The sequence below is a fragment of the Paraglaciecola sp. genome (assembly GCF_039943935.1).
Classification (GTDB): domain Bacteria; phylum Pseudomonadota; class Gammaproteobacteria; order Enterobacterales; family Alteromonadaceae; genus Paraglaciecola.
Window position 1 is genome coordinate 174,380 of the sequence record NZ_JBDUZQ010000010.1, and the last position, 17,217, is coordinate 191,596.

General features: G+C 39.0%; 14 protein-coding genes and 1 pseudogene. 6 read left to right on the top strand and 9 right to left on the bottom strand.

Features of this window, described 5'->3' with window-relative positions; translation table 11 throughout:
• The first annotated feature begins 1 nt into the window (after position 1).
• On the top strand, positions 2 to 1,693 hold the full coding sequence (gene ggt, locus ABJD71_RS06600) for a gamma-glutamyltransferase (RefSeq protein ID WP_348166562.1): 1,692 nt from the start codon (positions 2 to 4) through the stop codon (positions 1,691 to 1,693).
• Between the two features lie 20 nt (positions 1,694 to 1,713).
• Here the strand turns inward: ggt and ABJD71_RS06605 are convergent, their stop codons facing one another.
• Positions 1,714 to 2,775 (bottom strand): mechanosensitive ion channel family protein, encoded by a 1,062-nt coding sequence (locus ABJD71_RS06605; RefSeq protein ID WP_348166565.1) that lies wholly within the window; start codon positions 2,773 to 2,775, stop codon positions 1,714 to 1,716.
• 342 nt (positions 2,776 to 3,117) lie between these two features.
• Between ABJD71_RS06605 and ABJD71_RS06610 the strand changes: the two genes are divergently transcribed.
• The gene (locus tag ABJD71_RS06610) at positions 3,118 to 4,041 is read left to right on the top strand and encodes a Dyp-type peroxidase (RefSeq protein WP_348166382.1); all 924 of its coding nucleotides are present in this window, start codon (positions 3,118 to 3,120) and stop codon (positions 4,039 to 4,041) included.
• A 210-nt stretch (positions 4,042 to 4,251) separates the two neighbouring features.
• Here the strand turns inward: ABJD71_RS06610 and ABJD71_RS06615 are convergent, their stop codons facing one another.
• The 7 genes from ABJD71_RS06615 to ABJD71_RS06645 all read right to left on the bottom strand — a co-directional run bounded on the left by ABJD71_RS06615 (position 4,252) and on the right by ABJD71_RS06645 (position 13,575).
• On the bottom strand, positions 4,252 to 5,328 hold the full coding sequence (locus ABJD71_RS06615; RefSeq protein ID WP_348166385.1) for an adenylate/guanylate cyclase domain-containing protein: 1,077 nt from the start codon (positions 5,326 to 5,328) through the stop codon (positions 4,252 to 4,254).
• Between the two features lie 61 nt (positions 5,329 to 5,389).
• Entirely contained in the window at positions 5,390 to 6,685 is a 1,296-nt protein-coding gene (hemL, locus tag ABJD71_RS06620; protein ID WP_348166388.1) for a glutamate-1-semialdehyde 2,1-aminomutase, read from the bottom strand.
• Between the two features lie 51 nt (positions 6,686 to 6,736).
• On the bottom strand, positions 6,737 to 7,741 hold the full coding sequence (locus ABJD71_RS06625; RefSeq protein ID WP_348166391.1) for an aspartate carbamoyltransferase: 1,005 nt from the start codon (positions 7,739 to 7,741) through the stop codon (positions 6,737 to 6,739).
• A 74-nt stretch (positions 7,742 to 7,815) separates the two neighbouring features.
• A complete protein-coding gene (locus ABJD71_RS06630; RefSeq protein WP_348166394.1) occupies positions 7,816 to 8,277 on the bottom strand; it encodes a GNAT family N-acetyltransferase in 462 nt (153 codons plus the stop codon).
• A gap of 73 nt (positions 8,278 to 8,350) precedes the next feature.
• Positions 8,351 to 9,721, bottom strand: coding sequence for a DUF3300 domain-containing protein (locus tag ABJD71_RS06635; protein ID WP_348166396.1), 1,371 nt, complete (start codon positions 9,719 to 9,721; stop codon positions 8,351 to 8,353).
• Positions 9,722 to 9,854: 133 nt separating this feature from the next.
• The gene (ribA, locus tag ABJD71_RS06640; RefSeq protein WP_348166399.1) at positions 9,855 to 10,478 is read right to left on the bottom strand and encodes a GTP cyclohydrolase II; all 624 of its coding nucleotides are present in this window, start codon (positions 10,476 to 10,478) and stop codon (positions 9,855 to 9,857) included.
• A 250-nt stretch (positions 10,479 to 10,728) separates the two neighbouring features.
• Complete coding sequence (locus ABJD71_RS06645) at positions 10,729 to 13,575, bottom strand: EAL domain-containing protein (protein ID WP_348166402.1); 2,847 nt, start codon at positions 13,573 to 13,575, stop codon at positions 10,729 to 10,731.
• A gap of 356 nt (positions 13,576 to 13,931) precedes the next feature.
• Here ABJD71_RS06645 and ABJD71_RS06650 point away from each other — a divergent pair, with 356 nt between their 5' ends.
• From ABJD71_RS06650 to ABJD71_RS06660, 3 genes are all read left to right on the top strand, one after another.
• The gene (locus ABJD71_RS06650; protein ID WP_348166405.1) at positions 13,932 to 14,258 is read left to right on the top strand and encodes a cytochrome c; all 327 of its coding nucleotides are present in this window, start codon (positions 13,932 to 13,934) and stop codon (positions 14,256 to 14,258) included.
• Between the two features lie 47 nt (positions 14,259 to 14,305).
• On the top strand, positions 14,306 to 14,890 hold the full coding sequence (locus tag ABJD71_RS06655) for an HD domain-containing protein (RefSeq protein WP_348166408.1): 585 nt from the start codon (positions 14,306 to 14,308) through the stop codon (positions 14,888 to 14,890).
• Positions 14,891 to 15,023: 133 nt separating this feature from the next.
• Entirely contained in the window at positions 15,024 to 15,704 is a 681-nt protein-coding gene (locus ABJD71_RS06660) for a glutathione S-transferase (protein ID WP_348166411.1), read from the top strand.
• A 132-nt stretch (positions 15,705 to 15,836) separates the two neighbouring features.
• On the opposite strand, the gene metJ is transcribed toward ABJD71_RS06660, so the two are convergent.
• A complete protein-coding gene (gene metJ, locus ABJD71_RS06665) occupies positions 15,837 to 16,169 on the bottom strand; it encodes a met regulon transcriptional regulator MetJ (RefSeq protein ID WP_348166414.1) in 333 nt (110 codons plus the stop codon).
• 148 nt (positions 16,170 to 16,317) lie between these two features.
• On the opposite strand from metJ, the pseudogene metF reads away from it, so the two are divergent.
• A pseudogene (gene metF / locus ABJD71_RS06670) lies at positions 16,318 to 17,203 on the top strand (methylenetetrahydrofolate reductase).
• Positions 17,204 to 17,217 lie beyond the last annotated feature (14 nt).

A 17,217-nucleotide genomic window follows, 5' to 3' on the forward strand; every position in this document is an offset into this window, starting at 1 on the left:
GATGAATTTCACCAATCTTATTCCTTCCTTTCTGTTCTTACTCTTTGTGTTACCCGTGTGGTCTTATGACAGGGTGACAGGCCAGCCATTCGCATCTCGCTCAGAGGTAATCGCTACAAATGGTATGGTGGCAACTAGCCAGCCTCTGGCAACACAGGTCGCTTTAGATATTCTAAAAACAGGCGGTAATGCCATAGATGCAGCTATAGCAGCCAATGCTATGCTAGGACTAGTAGAGCCAACTGGCAGTGGCATAGGTGGTGATTTATTCGCAATAGTATGGAATGCAAGGGAGGGCAAGCTTTATGGATTAAATGCTTCTGGTCGCTCCCCTAAATCTTTGACTCTAGAACATTTCGAGCTTCAAGGGTTAGACAGAATACCATCCTATGGGCCATTACCTGTTTCTGTTCCAGGCGCGGTAGACGGTTGGTTTGAATTACATGAAAAATTTGGCAGTTTACCTATGACCGCCCTACTATCTCCAAGTATCGAATATGCGAAGAATGGCTTTCCTGTTAGTGAATTAATCGCACATTACATGCAATTGAGTGTTCCCAAACTTGGAAAATTTCTCGGTTTTAAAGAGACTTATATGCCAAATGGCAAAGCACCTGTGAAAGGCCAAATATTTACCAACAAAGACTTAGCGGTAACCTATGAAAAAATAGCCACTGGAGGGCGTGAAGCTTTTTACAAAGGTGACATTGCACAGTCAATTGCTGCTTACATGGAACAACAGGGAGGCTTTTTAAGTTATGATGATTTGGCCAGCCACACTTCAGAGTGGGTTGAACCTGTTTCAGCCAACTACAAAGGCTACGATGTCTGGGAACTACCTCCAAATGGACAAGGCATAGCAGCACTACAGATACTTAATATTTTAGAAAACTACGATATCCAAGAAATGGGTTTTGGCTCACAGCAATATATACATACGTTTGTTGAGGCGAAGAAACTGGCTTTTGAAGATAGAGCAAAATTCTATGCAGATCCCACTTTTAGTGATATTCCCATTACACAGCTAATTTCTAAAGAGTATGCACAAAAACGTAGCCTGTTAATTGATAACAATAAAGCCGCAAAACGTTACGATGCAGGCTTAAATGACGGTGACACTATTTACCTCACAACAGCTGACAAAGAGGGCAATATGGTGTCACTCATTCAGAGCAACTATCGTGGTATGGGCTCGGGTATGACTCCTACTGGGCTAGGCTTTGTATTGCAAGACAGAGGAGAACTATTTAGTTTAGAACCCGGCCACAAAAATGTCTATGCCCCTAACAAACGGCCTTTCCATACCATTATTCCGGCCTTTGTCACTCGCAATGGTCAACCTTGGTTAAGTTTTGGCGTAATGGGAGGCGGAACTCAGCCTCAAATGCATGCACAAATCATCACCAATCTCATAGACTTTGGCATGAACCTGCAAGAAGCGGGCGACGCACCAAGAATGCTCCATTCAGGCTCAAGCCAACCGACAGGTGAGGAAATGAGCGATGGTGGAAAGGTACATTTAGAATCTGGTTTTGCACCACTTGTAAGGCGCAGCTTGATTCAAAAAGGTCATGTATTACAAGACAGCGTTGGTAATTACGGTGGCTATCAGGCCATAATGCGGGACCTCGAAACAGGTGTTTATTATGGCGCATCTGAGAGCCGTAAAGACGGACATGCTGCAGGCTACTAAAAAATTAAAATATAGCGACACTAAGTGTCGCTATGGCTTGTTAGACCTTTGCTCGCGCTTTCTTGACTTAAGTTAATCGCACTAATTGGATAAGGTATAACAATACCTTCATCCTTAAATCTTTTATGCAATGCCTTTATAAAAGCTGATTTGATAAAGAATCGATTAAAATACTCTTGTGCTCTTAGCATCACGGTAAAGTTAATACTTGAGTTATCAAAAGTGTGAAATACCACGAATGTTTCATATTCAGGGATCCCCCATTTATGGGAGTGTAAAATCTCTCGCGCCACCTCTAGCGTAACTTTCTCTACGTGCTCTAGGTCAGAATCATAATGCACACCAACATCTACAGGAACAGATAACTGTTTTTCAGGGTAGTAATAATTGATTAATTTGGATTGAGCTAAAACACTATTAGGCATAATTACAATATTGTTAGGCAGCATTTTAATCCAGGTAGACCGCCAACCAATTTTCTCTACAAACCCTTGTTCACCGGAATCTAACTCTACAAAATCCCCCACACGAATAGGTTTATCTGCAATCATTTGGATGCCAGAAAAGAAATTTTCTAATGTGGGTTGCAATGCTAAAGCTACAGCGAGAGAGCCAATACCTAATGAAGCTACAATAGGCGTGATAGAAACACCTAGTGTACTAAGAATTACTAAAATGCCAATACAGTAGACAACAACACGAGTAGTGCCACGTATTAAACTTCCACTAGTCTTCATAAAAGATGAAGCACTTTCATACTGGCTAAGACTTAAACGAGAAAATTTATCGATAAATAAAATCAATGCCAAAATTAATAACACTTGGCTAGAAGTATTTACTAAATCGCTTTTACTTTCAGAAAATGAAACTAAATAGCTTAAAACAAATTCAGCTATCTTCAATGATATCGCAAAAATTAACACACTGGTCGCTCTGACTGCGGCGTCTAATAGAATAGTATCAAACGCAAATTTAGACTTGTTCGTTAAAAAGCGTAAATAGAAAAAGATAATACGCTTACACAACCAAAGGCATGTAAATACGCCAACAAAAGTTACAATTGAAGATAACCAGATGGGCATTACATCAATAAGCTCTTTTATAAACTCAATAGTTTCTTGCATAAATGCATACCCTTTAAAAATGTCTTGCGTATTTTTCTGCAAATAATACACCAACAAAGCTCTTATAGGTTTTAATGGTTTATATGTGCTTTTAAAAACAAACATGCACCATAACTGCATGAGCAATGCTCGTTTATGGTTTGTAATGTTTTACTAACGTCGAATTTATAAAAGATAAGACAACAATTCTATTTCAAGCTATTTCAATGCCCTCACCAGACGATTACTATATAGCTACAATCATAGCCACATAACAACACTTTTAAGGGTATGTGTGCTTATTCACATAAGAATATATTAATGACCCAAGCCCAAAAAGGTATTTGTGCAGAGCCTAACTTGCACGCTCTATTTTTAACTTTCAACGTTATTGATGACGACGCACCAACTATGCGTAAGAAAATTGCTCAAGTACTAGCTTTGTTTTCTCATTATGACGAAGAATATTACGAAGCTATGGTCTCTGGCATCGTAGCTATTGGTACCGACTATTGGTACGAGCTTTACCCTAGGTCGATTCCTCAAGAACTATCACCTTTCCCTAGAATGAGTTGTGATGACAGAAATGCCCCCGCCTCTCCAGGGGATTTATTTATTCAAATAAAAGCTGACAGAATGGATATTTGCCACGCCATAGGTACGGAGGTGATACAACTTCTTCAACCTAACGTGGACCTGTACGAAGAAGTAAAAGGGTTCCGTTACCTTGACGGTAGAGATTTAACTGGCTTTGTTGATGGCACCGAAAACCCAAAAGGAATGCATAAATTTAATGTGGCTTTAGTTGGCGATCAAGACCCTGATTTTGCAGGAGGAAGCTATATCCACATTCAGCGCTATCGTCATAGTATGGAAAAGTGGAAACAACTATCAGTGTCGGCACAAGAAGAAACTTTCGGGCGAACCAAAACAAACAATGTTGAATTTAAAGGCGTTGATAAGGCTCCATTTTCTCACACTAAACGTACGTCTTTAAAAGATGAACAAGGTAACAGCATTGAAATGTTGCGACAGAGCATGCCTTACGGCGACATGACGATTCAAGGTTTGTATTTTGTATCTTGCGCGAAAAGCCCTTTGCCCTTTGCAAAAATGCTTAAGAGTATGATTTTTGGTGATGAAAACGGTGTTTATGACAAGTTATTAGATTTTACCAGCGCAGAAACTGGCGGTGCGTTTTTCGCTCCATCAATCAACTTTATTAAACAGCAGGCTAATGAGTAACCAAAAGATGGCTTAACATGAATATTCTGGAAAATGTTTACGTGGGGGGCAAGTCAAATTATCTCTGCTTAGAATACTAGCAAACTATAAAGCTAGAATTTGCAGCTACATCTTTTGTAAGACTCATCATCTATAGTATTTATCGACTCCCTAAAGCGCCTGAGTTCAGCAGATAAAGTGACTCGGTGGTAACAATCATAAAACCTTGAACTAGAGCAGAATAGAGCCATCCCAATCTTTTGATAAATCTGAATTCATTAATACGTCACACTGAAATAGATGATGCTTTGCTAGTGTATCACTAGGGCTAACTTCCATAGCCCTTTTAAAATATTGCTGTGCCTGATCCCATTTCTGCAACTTGCGGTAAGTTATACCAAGCTTAATGAGCTCAGCATTGGCAACCTTTAATTGTTTTACTTCCTCAGCTTGGTGGTCAATCACTTCATAAATTTCAATAGGTGTTTGTCTTCCTTTGACTCTTATCCAATCTAACATTCTGTACGTAAACACCCCTTCAGCATTAGCCTGTTTTAGTGTTTCCTCACTCACCACGATATCCGTAAAGTACTTAGGAGCTAAGGCTTCAAGCCTAAAAGCAATGTTCACAGCATCACCGATGACAGTGGTATCCATTCTGTCTTCAGAGCCAACCGTACCAATAATTACTGGGCCAAAATGCACCCCAATACCAATATTCACTGCAGGATAATGGCAATTAGATCTGTGTTCGTTGTATAAAAGAATCGCTTTACGTAGCCCTAAGGCGGCACGAATTGCATCTCGAGCTTTATCAGTGTTGGTCCCACTTGGCCTATCAAATAACGCCATCACAGCATCACCAATAAACTTATCAATAAAACCATGATTTTGATGAATGGGGTCATTCATTCGCAAAAAATAAGAGTTTAAAAAGTTCATTAACTCCTGAGGGGTCATGTTTTCAGATAAGCCTGTGAAGCCTCTGATATCTGAAAACAGTATCGCTAGTTCATCTTCATCTGCACGGCCAAGCTCAAGGGCATCAGAACCATGTTTAGCAAAATGATCAACAAATTGTTTAGGGACAAATTTACGAAATGTTTGATTAAGCCGCATTGCCTCATCAGCTTTATCTACATAATTACTACTAGCAACATCAGAGGTGTCGTTAACAGAGGGTAAGTTTGAGATTTCTGGTGCTTTATCTTGTAATGTTCTTTTGAGCAATACCAACAGCACTATTGTGTAAATAGCAATAATCACAAGTAATGCTATTGGTATTGGCTGTAAAAATTGCGCTAACACTAGATAACGTTCACTTCTATTTGATGCTGTAAATATCTCAAACTACATACCTGCATTCATTTTATCTGCACTTCTGTGCAACCATTGCAAACACTTGGTCAGCTATAGCTAACGTCTCTTCTATTACATCATAATCATGCATAGCTGATACAAAACCAGCTTCGTACGATGCTGGCGCTAGATAAACCCCTTTATCTAACATGCCATGGTAAAACAAGTTGAATTGTTCGGTATTACAACTAATAGCTTGTTGATAATTTGTCACTCTTTCAACATCTGTAAAAAACAACCCAAACATGCTACCCGCGTAGTTAACAGACATTGGAATACCATATTTGTTCGCTAAGGATTTAAAACCCTCTGCCAAGGTTTTAGTAGTTGCAGTTAACTTTTCATAAAGGCCATCTTGCTCTATTTCAGTCAAAGATGCCATTCCTGCCGCCATAGCCACTGGGTTTCCAGATAACGTCCCCGCTTGATAAACTGGCCCATCAGGTGCGATACACTTCATTATTTCAGTTTTACCGCCAAACGCTCCCACTGGCATACCGCCGCCAATCACTTTACCTAAACAGGTTAAGTCAGGTTTAATATTATATTTTTCTTGAGCACCGCCTCTGGCAACACGGAACCCAGTCATCACTTCATCTAAAATAAGCACTGCACCATATTTGTCACAGAAATCCCTTAAACCCTCTAAAAATCCGTCCACAGGTGGAATACAGTTCATATTACCAGCGACGGGCTCAACAATAATGCAGGCAATATCTTCAGGGTATTCTTCAAACGCTGCGGCTACCGAATCCAAATTATTATATTCCATGGTCAAGGTGTGCTTAGCGAAGTCTGTTGGAATACCTGGTGAACTAGGTACGCCTAAAGTTAATGCTCCTGATCCCGCCTTTACCAACAAGGCATCGGCATGCCCGTGGTAACACCCTTCAAACTTAAGGATTTTATCTCGATTAGTATAACCTCTAGCTAACCTAATGGCACTCATAGTCGCCTCGGTACCAGAGTTCACCATACGAAGCATCTCCATAGATGGCACTAATTTAGAGACCTTTTCAGCCATCTGAACTTCGATTTCTGTGGGCGCACCAAAACTCAGGCCATCCTGCGCAGCATTAATTACCGCTTGACGAATTTTAGGATTATTGTGACCTAAAACCATTGGTCCCCATGACTGCACATAATCAATATAACGCTTGCCGTCGGCATCATATAGGTAAGGGCCATCGGCTTTACTGATAAAAGGTGGAGTACCACCCACAGCTTTAAACGCTCTAACGGGAGAGTTTACTCCACCAGGGATATGCTCTTTGGCGCGAGTAAATAAGCTTTCTGATTTCTTCATAATGTCTTCTTAAAATTGTATAAAATTGATTAGCTTGTGTTAATTCAAATATTAGGGGTTTACATGCCAATGCACGTCACGATCAAACTGAGTAACGATATTCTCAACTCCCAATGTTAGAGCAAATAAGGCCATTCGTACTAGTACACCATTATCGGTTTGTCGAAAAATAGCTAAGTTAGGGTTTAAATTAAGATCATTATCTAACTCATTGGCCTCTGCTCGTGAATCTCGAGGGAGTGGGTGCATGATTACGGTTTTTGATTGAAAGTGTTTAGTATAAATTTGTTGATTTAAACGAAATTTACCTCGGTATTGATTCGCTTCTTGTTGCGATGGGAAGCGTTCTTCTTGAATGCGAGTTTGATAGCAAATATCAGCATCTAGGCTACCCTCAAACTGCTCAGTAACTTTATACTGATGCCCAGCATTCTCTATTGCATCAATAATGGCTGCTGGCATTGACAGCTCTTTGGGTGAAATTAACGTAAAACGTACATTTTTAAACAGGCATAACAATTTAGAAAGAGAATGAACTGTTCGTCCGTACTTCAAATCACCAATCATGGCGATGTGCATGCCATCAATACCGCAACCATGATCCTGCAACTCTTTCTGAATAGTATACAAGTCTAACAAAGCCTGAGTAGGATGTTCATTTGCACCATCACCACCATTTATCACTGGAATACGACTTCCCTGTGCAAATTCAGCAACCGAGCCTGTATCTGGGTGGCGCATAGCAATGATATCTGAATAACCACTTAATACGCGAGCTGTATCATATAAAGATTCACCTTTTGCCAAAGCAGAATTGCTCAAGCCGGTTGTTTCACGAACTTCACCACCTAATAAGTTGAATGCGGTACCAAAGCTAACTCTAGTTCGAGTACTAGGCTCAAAAAACAAGTTACCCAAAATAGCACCGTCTAAAACGGTGGTTCGTTTTTGTCTTTTTGCATAGGGCAACATTTGATGTGCGACAGTAAAAACCTGCTCAATGGCCTCTCGGTCAAATTGATTTACCGACAGGATGTGACCACCTTTAAAATTCATAAGACCTATAACTCAAACTCGGGAAATAAAGATTATTTTATCAAAATAACAGCTTAGCCCCTAGCTCTAAAACTCTAATTTACAATAAACAGGGTCATAAACCGACTGTTTGGATCAAGAGGGTAATCAGCAAAAGGACCACAATTTTTAAAGCCACTGTTAGTGTACAGCTGACAAGCTGGCTTAAAAAAATCTTGGGTACCTGTCTCCAAACTTAATTGATTAAGTCCGATACTTTGGGCATGTTGAATAATATGTTGCAACATTTTAGTGGCTACACCTTTGCGGCTATGATGTTCAGCAGTTCGCATTGATTTAATCTCGCCATGAGTGGCAGTTAACACTTTCAACGCACCACAACCAAGTAATTCATCTCCCTTCCACCCACTCCAAAAAGTTACATTAGACTGACGCAATCCAGATAAATCTAAAGCATGTACACTTTCTTCAGGGGAGGTAGCAAACATGTCCTCCAAGTGCTTTTGTAATAACTGCTTTATTTTAGGATGAGTTAAATCATCAACTTGAATCTTCACAATAAACCCCAGATTATTATCAATCAATTAGAATGATAATAACCTGAGAAACTAAGCTTTAATATTAATGTTTTTACTGATGACGGTTCTGGCTATTACGGTTCGTTTTACCCGATTTGTTTTGCGCTTTATAGTTCTGCCTATTCGAGTTAGAGCGACTAGTTTTATAGCTTTGTTTAGTCGATTTAACCTGCTTTTGGCGATTATAGTTTGCAGCTTGATATTGTGATTTATCTACTTTATTCGCCTTTTTATTCGCATGCTGTTGAGACTTTGATTTCTTTTTGTCAGTTAAAGTCTGTTTATTGACATTGGTATGTTGCTTACCATAATTTGAATTAACGTTTAGCTGCTTCTGGTGTGTTTCATGCTTACTTTTTGCATATTTTTTACTTTTACCTTGTTGCGTATTTTTAGTCTGCAAAGCTGTTTTCACGCGCTTGCTGTTTAGCTTCTGAGAATGGTTATCGTACTTGATGACTCGCTTTTTATTGTGCTTACTGCCGCCTTTGTTATCTTTTACAATCGCCAAACGGCCATTTTTACTACTATTGACATACACAACTTTTTGACCACTTTTATGATACTGCACACCTCGTCTATGTTTACTATTATGAGCCCAACGTTGTGATTCTTTAATTTTTACTTTGTGAGTCTTAGTTTTATGGTTTGACCAATGTTTTGTTGAGTCACGACGGTAATTATAGTCAGCAAACACATGGCGTTTAGGCCAAAAGAATCCACCAAAATAAAAGCTAGGACGAATGTGAAAGCCAAGACTCCAATAGAAACCTGAAACCAAGACGCTATGAAGAGGCCTATGCCATCTATGCGGTTGACGATGGTGCCACCACCAGCTGCCATATACAACGCGGGTATCATAGTAAGGTACATAAACCACCTCTTTTTGCACGGGTTCAATAATGACTTCACTATCTTGCAGCTCAACATTCAGGTACTCGCTATCCTTTAGCGTACCTAAGGCGTAAGCTTTTTGGCGTAGAGCTTGAATACTAGATAACACTTGCTCTTCATTAAATAAGAATGCTTCACCTAATTCCTGCAACCACTTTAAATCATCACTCAAAGTTTGTAATAAATCATTAAATGGAACGAGCGCCTGTACACTCGGGTCCCAACCTTGAGTTGCTGGGTCATCTAGGACTTGTTCAGCATCTAAACTAGGATTAGCTTTACGCCATCTAGCCGCTTGAACCACTTCCAAGGGGTAGGTAGATGCAACCAAAATGTGAGATAACAAAGTGTCGGGATATAAGGCAATCGGAGCCAACATTTGATCGATCTCAGCTTGAGCTAAGATGGAATCTGATTCTTGAGTGAGCGATGAATTTTGCTCTTTAGCTTGTGCCAACTGCACTAGACTCCCAACAACCACGCATAAAATACATAAATATATCAGCAGGTACTTGTTCTTATTTCCCATAACCTTTTCCTCTTATGACTTTTAAGTGTTCAACAAATAATTGCAGAACAAATCGTAGGAGTAGTTATACAGGGCGTAAACTTAACAGTGACTGAATACAAACTGAAATTTAATAAGATCGCAAAAAAAAGCCTTAACGTTTGATATATTGCTCTGGCGTAAATTGGTGGCCCAGTTTCTCAGTTTTAGTTTGAATATAATGCCTATTGTCATCTGTAACACCATGATCAATCGGTACACGTTCCGCCACATTGATCCCCATGAGAGCAAGCGCTGCGCGCTTTTTAGGGTTATTAGTCATTAATTTAACATTTTGAACTTTTAGGGTATCCAGCATTAGTCGACAAATGCTGTAGTCTCTTAAATCTGCGTCAAACCCCAGGTGCTCATTGGCTTCTACTGTGTCCATGCCATTATCCTGCAATTGGTAGGCTTTGATTTTATTGAGCAAACCAATTCCTCGTCCTTCTTGGCGTAAATACAAGATTACTCCTTTGCCGTTGTTCACTATATTTTGTAAACCTTTTTCAAGCTGAGCGCCACAGTCACATCGAGTGCTAAATAAAGCATCGCCAGTTAAACACTCTGAATGAATACGCATAGGAATGACTTCCTCAGCCGACCATTCACCATACGACAAGGCAACATGCTCTTGGCCAGAGTCAAGCTCTTCAAATCCATGAATTGTAAATTGGCCCCAGCGAGTAGGTAATTTGGCAGAACTTACATATTGATACTTTTCGGCACTAATCGTCATATTTTTCTATATATATTTCAAATAAGGTAAAAATTTTCTGGGTGCGAATACCTTAGAATACTTACCCAAAAAGGCTAAGCTATGTGGATATCAACCAGTACTTAAACTTCTATGAGATCTACCCAATTTTATTCAATATAGATCAGTCAATAACAAGCATAAAAGTATCAACTATATGGGCACTTTTGCTTTGTTTACAAGTCCTTTACTTTCGTGATGCTAGTATTAGTTATGAAAGTCCCTATTACGATTAGTATTTCTGAAAGTCTAGAAGAGGCATAGGTTTAGTAATCCCATAACCTTGAGCAAAGTCTATCCCAGCTTTACCTAGTGCCACCATAACCTCAGTGGATTCAACAAATTTTGCAACAGTTTCCATCCCCATTGCTTTAGTAATGTCGTGAATAGAATTCACCATAGCCAAATCAATTGGGTCCACTAAAATATTTTTTACAAGACTGCCATTAATTTTTACTTGGTCAATAGGTAGACCTTTCAAATAATTGTAAGACGTTATGCCACTGCCAAAATCATCCAAGGCAAATAAGCAGCCTAACTTTTGAAATGTATTAATAAATTCCAAGGTTTCTTCCATCGCAACTATGGCGGTATTTTCGGTTATTTCAAAGCTTATTTTATGGTAAGGAATATTATGCTTTTCAAAAGCACTTAAAATAAATAACTTTAATTCCTTATCACCTATTGAATGACCACTTAAATTAATACTTACTTGGGTTAACTCTTCAAGGTGTTCAGGATGTTTCGTTAACCATTTAAAATAATACTCAATTACCCAACGGTCTATTTTAGCCGACAAGTTGTATCGCTCAGCCGCGGGCAGAAACGTTTCTGGAAGAATAATGTCTCCATCTAACTGGGGCATTCTCAGTAATAGTTCATATTGATGGCCAGTGCTCTTTTTACCTAAAGGTAAGTAGTGCTGGTAATACAATTCGAACTGTTCTGTTTGTAATGCCTCATTTATTCTCGACACCCAAGACAACTGCTTATCGTACCTTTGCATACCTTGATCATCCGAAGAGTAGGTGTGAATTTTGTTTCCCCCTCCTTTCTTTGCAAGGTAACACGCGGAATCTGCCATACTCATTAGTTGCTCAGGAGTGCTAATATTTGGCTGCCAAGTTGCCTGCCCAACACTCACTCCTAGAGTGAATACTCTGTTTTCCCAAGTAAACCGAAATTCTTTCACTACATTTAGTAGTTCATTCGCTATTAGGTAAGCCATAGAAGCTTCATCACCAACTAATAACACTGCAAATTCATCTCCCCCAATTCTTGCCAACATGCCTTTACCTGAAACCACCGAATCTAACTTTAAAGACAGTTGTTTTATTAGTAAATCGCCTGCTTTATGGCCACAGGTATCGTTTACCTGCTTGATCTGCTCCAAATCTAAATAGAGTAACGTTAGGTCCGTATTTTGACTTTTAGCCTGGCATAACTCGCTATCTAATCGAGCATCAAATTCACGACGATTAAAGACTCCAGTTAAGGAATCATGTGTGGCTAAATATTTAAGGCTCATATTTGACTGTTTTCGTGCAGTAACATCGAAAATAGAACCAAACAAATAACGTACATCATTTTGCTCTTTTATTTGCCCTGAAATTGAAAACCAAAACTCACTACCATCTTTACGAATACCTCTAATTTCTTTACCTATCACTTTTCCACTTTTATGAATTTCACCCAAGACTAGCTCACGGTCTGAAGAATCGGCATAAAACTCATCAGCCTTGTTCATCCGTAGCAGCATTTCGTTAGTGTTCTTATAACCAAATAGACTGCACATTGCAGGATTAACAGATACAAGTTCCCCATCCACTTTAGAGGTAAACAAGCCTTCTGCGGAATTTTGAAAGAAATCATAATAATGATGTAAATCGGTTATAGCTGTTTCTTGTTTTAAATGATGCCGCTTTATTAATACTCGTTCGTGCCCTTCTATCGACAACGCAATTAACACCATACCTAGCATGATAAATACGGTAAAAATAAATGAAACTGATTCAAATATTGGCACGGTTGCTAGGTACAAACTAACACGAGTAAAGCCGCTAATTGCAATAAGCGAAAGCCCTCCTAAACAAGCTAAATTAGCGACTTTCTTATCACTTTTGTTATAAATAAAAGCCATGATAAAAATGATTAGACAAGATAGAGCAGACATCAACACTGCAAAAATAATTTGGCTATTGGTATCGGCAGAAAATGCCATGGCGACGGTCACAAACCCAAGAGCATAAAAAGAATGGCGCCAAATTGTAGGTACTGCTTCTAAGATGGAGAAAGTTACTTTAGCAATAGTAATTAAAAGAACGCCAAATAATGCAGCGTTTATATTTGAGATATAAGTTGTGAAGCTTGTAAATTGCCCCAACATGCCTTTGATGTTCAAAAAGAACAAAAAGAAAAGAGCATTAGATACCGCAAACCAATACCGTACAGGGCTACGTAAAAATATGTAGGTCGCGAAAAAATACCCTCCCAATAATACTAAGCCACCACAAACAAACCCAGTCGCTAACAATAAATGTTGCTCATTAACAATTAAGTTAGACTGTTTATTTAACGTTACTGGAAATACAATAGGTCCATCGTCACGTATTTTGAAGAAAACTTTGATAACAGACTGACGGGGGTCAATAGGCACCATAAACAATCTATGTTCAAAGGGTCGTTTAGAGAACTCCCGTTTTGCCCCCATTAAGTAGGAACTTAATATTCGATTTTTAGAATCCAATAAATATACGTCGACGTAATCAAGTAAAGGGTTACCAATTTTAAAAACAAAAGGCTCATCACTTGAAATTGAACGGTATAAATCGATAGACCCCCATAAGCTTTTATCTTCTTTCAGTTTATTTGGCATAGCATTAAGCCGCCAATTCTCAAGATTTTGCACATCAGATAACTGCAAGTATTTGTCTGTCTGTAACCACATTATTTTATTGAGAAGATCAATGTTATTAACTTCATCGTCAAAAAATACTTCTTCAGATTGAACGCTACTGACTAACAAAAAGAGAGCCACAACACAACTAATAGCTAATTGATTTAACAACCTTTTCTTCATATCTATCTTCTAGCACCTTGTAGGTTTTATTATTGCTGCGAACGCTTAATGGGTAAATTTAACTACCAATAGAAATATTAAATAAATCCCCTCCAAGGGGTCAATTGACTATATTTACCATAAACAGGCATATCCTCATATGGTTGTTTGATTAATACCTTCATGATCAAATTCTAGATAACCTGCTAATGCTTAGCTCACAACCTTTAAATGAGCCTTTATCCGCTGCCTAAGCTTGACTTAACAAACTGGTGCAGTAAGTTCTGTGATATGAGAAAAATCTTAGGGTGGATGCAATTATTTTTCACAACAATATGAAGCTTCATCCACCCAAAGTTAAACATCAAAGGGCAGCCATGAAAAATTTACGAACCCTAATATTCATTCTCGGATTTTCTACTTTAAGTTCAGTATGTTACAGTACATTTGCAGCTGATATTACCGCAGGAAGATCGAAAGCCACTGTATGTTCAGCTTGCCATGGAATTAACGGCATATCACAAATTCCAACGTATCCCAATTTAGCTGGCCAAAAAGAACAGTACTTAGTGTTACAGCTAAAAGCATTTCGAAATGGTGTACGTAAGAATATGATAATGACACCTATGGTGGCAGACCTAAGCGATACAGATATAGATAACCTTTCAGCATACTTTGCGAGTTTAGACCCATCGGGGGAATAGCACCCGAACAATTAAAATCATACGATTAAAAACACAATGAGCCTACTATGACAGATGACTTTCAAAAAATTACCCACTTCATTGTTGAAGTAGAACAATTAAAAAACGTCGACAGAAAAATTAAGCCCGTTGGGGTTAATCGTTATGAAAATAGCGCAGAGCATAGTTGGCAAATAGCTTTACTTGCTTTGACATTGCTACCCTATGCTGAGCAAAAAACCGATGCCCTCACCGTCATCACCATGTTGTTATTACACGATATTGTAGAAATCGATACAGGTGACAAATTCGCTTATGATGCAAATCATGATGACTATGAAAATGAGCTAGAAGCGGCCAAGCGAATTTTTGCCCTATTGCCAGAAAAGCAAAACCACGCCTACTTAGAATTATGGATTGAATTCGAACATGCTGAAACGCCTGAAGCTAAGTTTGCTAAAGCCATCGATAGGCTCATGCCAGTAATTCAAAATATTCACAATGGTTGCCAGAGTTGGCTTGATCATGATGTGACAATAGAGCAAATACTAGCAAAAAATAGTGCGATTGAAGGTGCTAATCCAGCCCTTTGGCAGTGGATTAAAACACAAGTAATAGAAAAAGGTTCGCTGGCTGGAGTGAGACCCAAATAACTCCAATAGACACTTAGCACTGCATATCAACCCCAATAATAGATAACAATTTTCATAGATAAGTGGTTCTACTCTATTTTTGTACGTATACATAATCATTGATATCTAAGACTTGGCTAAACTGGAAATTAATATGATCATTTTACACCATCTAAATAACTCCCGCTCACAGCGAATCCTATGGTTACTCGAAGAACTATCCCTTGAATACAAAATAGAATCCTATCAGAGAGATAGTGAAACAAACCTAGGCCCAAGCTCGTTAAAAAAAATCCACCCCTTAGGCAAATCTCCCATCATTACCGATGGTGAAGTTAGAGTAGCTGAATCAGGAGCGATTATTGAATATTTGATCAACACCTACGCAAATCAAGCAAGTTCAGCTGAGCTAATCCAGCTAGAGCTAGGCACAGAATTACATAGACAATATGTGTATTGGTTACATTTCGCTGAGGGTACACTAATGCCGCCTCTGGTAGCGAAATTGGTATTAGATAAAACCAAAGAAAAAGCCAAACCTTGGTTTGTAAAAATAATAGCTTACAAAATAGTAGACAAACTTATGGCTGCGTATTACGGCCCTATTATTCAAAACAACATGCAGTTTATCGAGCAACATTTAGAGCGCAGTACATGGTTTGCTGGAGAACAGCTGACAGGTGCAGATATTCAGATGAGTTTTCCACTAGAAGCAGCCGTCGCCAGAGGAGCAGCTAGTGATTTACCAAACGTGACACGCTTTGTGGAAGCGATTCATGCTCGCGAAGGTTACCAACAAGCGCTGGCCAAAGGAGGGAAATATGCTTACGCTTAAAGAGTCGCTACGCGGGTTTTGAGTATCTAAATTACTCCACGTAAACCATTCTTGTTATGGCTACGCAAGGATATACCCCATACATTGTGAATATAGCAAATAATCAAAAAGGCATTTTACAACGTTTTCACATTAATCCTCCTCTATATCACTCTCTACATCCAACCCCATTTCTTGCATTAAGCGTCTAGCTTCTTTTGGAATACGCTGGGCATTATCTTTTTCAAGGTCTTCATCGTCCGGTAAAGGTTGACCAGTAAAAGCATGCACAAAAGCTTCACACAACAACTCAGAATTGGTTGCATGACGTAAATTGTTAACCTGCCGCCTTGTACGCTCATCAGTTAATACTTTTAATACTTTGAGAGGAATAGAAACCGTGACCTTTTTAACTAATTCACTTTTTTTACCATGTTCAGCGTAAGGGTGAATATACTCTCCATTCCACTTTGTTGAGTCTGTCATTACTAAAATTTACCAAGTTTTATCTTTCTTATACGGGGAAATTCTAAACATTACGTAGAAAAGGTCAACGATAGACTGCTAAACATCTTGATGGCTTTACATACAAAGCTCATTTTAGACGTCTAGACGGCTAAATATTTTGGAGAATATCACTGTATCTTACGCACGCGGCATAGATGCATTAAATCAATCATTATCAGAAGTAAAAGACATAAGTGTGTCGTTTGAATTCTTTCCTCCTAAAACTGAATCTATGGAGCAAACCCTGTGGAAGTCTGTTGAACGTTTGGCCCCTTTAAAGCCTGCCTATATGTCAGTTACCTATGGCGCAAATAGTGGTTAACGTGACAGAACTCATGATGTCGTCAAACGTATTCAAGCAGAAACCGGTATTAAATCAGTCCCTCACTTAACCTGTGTTGATGTCTCGCGAGAAGAACTAATTCAAATAGCCAAGGATTATTGGGACAGCGGCATTCGAAAAATTGTCGCCCTTAGAGGTGACTTACCAGAAGGCATAGCTAAACCTCAATCTTATGCATCTGATTTAGTGACATTGCTAAAAGATGTGGCCGATTTTGATATTGCGGTTGCGGCTTAGCCTGAGAAACACCCAGAAGCCCCTAATGCTCAATTTGATTTACTAAACCTGAAACGTAAAGCTGATGCGGGAGCCACAGAAGCTATCAGTCAGTTCTTTTTTGACCAGAAGTGTTTCTACGTTTTCGTGACCGCGCGGCGGCGGCGGCATTGACTTAGATATAGTGCCAGGCATTTTACCCGTGACAAATTATCAAACGTTACAGCGTTTTGCAGGGTTTACTAATGTGCACGTTCCTCAATGGTTACACAAAATGTATGGTGGTTTAGATAAAGACGACCAAACTACCCGTAATCTTATGGGCGCGAGTATAGCTATGGATATGGTGAGGTTATTAGCTAAAGAAGGGAGCAGAAACTTTCATTTCTATACCTTGAACCGCAGTGAGTTGAGCTATGTTATTTGCCATATGTTGGGCGTTAGAGCAGACTAGCAATTAACTCATTT